Raw genomic sequence first — 1,604 nt, forward strand, 5'->3', positions numbered from 1 at the left:
GAGAAGCTACGACGAGCTCAACGCTCTGCTGCTCGACGGGGTCGTCGCCTACGCCAAGGCCCACCCGCATCCCGAGCAGCGCGACCTGACGATCTGGCAGGCCTTCGAAGCCGAACGGGGAGCCCTGGTCCCCTACGCCGGACGCTTCGACGGCTTCCACGCCGTGCCGGCGGCCGTGTCCTCGACCTGCCTGGTGCGCTTCGACAACAACAAGTACTCGGTCATGGCCCCGGCCATCGGTCGCCCGGTCGAGGTGCGCGCCTATGCCGAGCGCATCGAGATCCGCCAGGACGGGCGCGTCGTCGCCGAGCACCCGCGGGCCTTCGGCCGCGGCCAGACGGTGTTCGACCCCTGGCACTACGTCCCCGTGCTCGCCCGCAAGCCCGGCGCGCTGCGCAACGGCGCACCGTTCAAGGACTGGGTCCTGCCCGCCGCCCTCGAACGGATCCGCCGCAAGCTCACCGGCAGCGCCGACGGCGACCGCCAGATTGTCGAGATCCTCACCGCCGTGCTCGGCGACGGCCTGTCGGCGGTCGAAGCGGCCTGCGCCGAGGCACTGCGCGAGGGCGTGCACTCGGCCGACGTGGTGCTCAACATCCTGGCCCGCCAGCGGGAGCCGCCCGCGCCCGTCCCGCTGCTGACGCCCGAGAGCCTGCGGCTGCGCCACGAGCCGGTCGCCGACTGTGCCCGCTACGACAGCCTGAGGAGAGCCCCATGATGGAACGTCAGCAGATCCTCGCCACCATGGGCGAGCTGAAGCTGTTCGGGATGAAGGCGGCCTACGACGAGATCATCAAGGTCGCCCTCAAGCGCAGCCACGAACCGCAGCAGATCGTCGGCGACCTGTTGCAGGCCGAGATCAGCGAGAAGCAGGCGCGCTCGATCCGCTACCAGATGACGATTGCCAAGCTGCCCCTGGCCAAGGACCTCGCCGAGTTCGCCTTTGCCGGGACGCCGATCAACGAGGGTCTGGTGCGCGACCTCTGCGGCGGCGAGTTCCTGGCCCATCAGCGCAACGTCGTGCTGGTGGGCGGCACCGGCACGGGCAAGACGCATCTGGCTATCGCGGTCGCCCGGTCGTGCATCCGGGACGGGGCGCGGGCCCGGTTCTACAACGTGGTCGACCTCGTCAACCGGCTCGAGGCCGAGGCGCGAGCCGGCCGGCAGGGCCGCATCGCCGACCACCTCGCCCGGCTCGACCTGGTGGTGCTGGACGAGCTCGGCTACCTGCCGTTCGCGCAGTCGGGCGGTCGGCTGCTGTTCCACCTGATCAGCCGGCTCTACGAGACGACCTCGATCGTGGTGACGACCAACCTGGCGTTCGGGGAGTGGCCGAGCGTGTTTGCCGGCGACGCCAAGATGACGACGGCACTGCTCGATCGGCTGACCCACCACTGCGAGATCGTCGAGACCGGCAACGAGAGCTGGCGCTTCAAGAACCGGGCGTGAAGGGCGGCCTGCGCGCGGCTCATCCTGGACCCCTGCTCAGCCCGGCTGCGCCACCCCGACCCGCTTCGCCGGGCTGATCAGGGGCGTCGCGCCACGCGCAACAAGGGGGCCCGATTGGACGCCGATCAGGGGTCCCGTTCCGATGCCGTTTGACA

1 protein-coding gene and 1 pseudogene are annotated in these 1,604 nt (G+C 70.3%); both read left to right on the top strand.

What is annotated here, in order from left to right; translation table 11 throughout:
* Positions 1-712 (top strand): annotated as a pseudogene (locus tag VQ02_RS31870) (Mu transposase domain-containing protein); the annotation flags it as partial.
* 2 nt (positions 713-714) lie between these two features.
* Positions 715-1,449, top strand: coding sequence for an IS21-like element helper ATPase IstB (istB, locus tag VQ02_RS31875; RefSeq protein WP_425339943.1), 735 nt, complete (start codon positions 715-717; stop codon positions 1,447-1,449).
* Positions 1,450-1,604: the final 155 nt, after the last annotated feature.

Origin of the sequence: Methylobacterium variabile, from assembly GCF_001043975.1 — a bacterium.
GTDB classification, from domain to species: Bacteria; Pseudomonadota; Alphaproteobacteria; order Rhizobiales; family Beijerinckiaceae; genus Methylobacterium; species Methylobacterium variabile.

Excerpts from the sequence above, each read along its gene's own strand:
- istB (WP_425339943.1), top strand. The coding sequence starts at position 715 with ATGATGGAACGTCAGCAGATCCTCGCCACCATGGGCGAGCTGAAGCTG.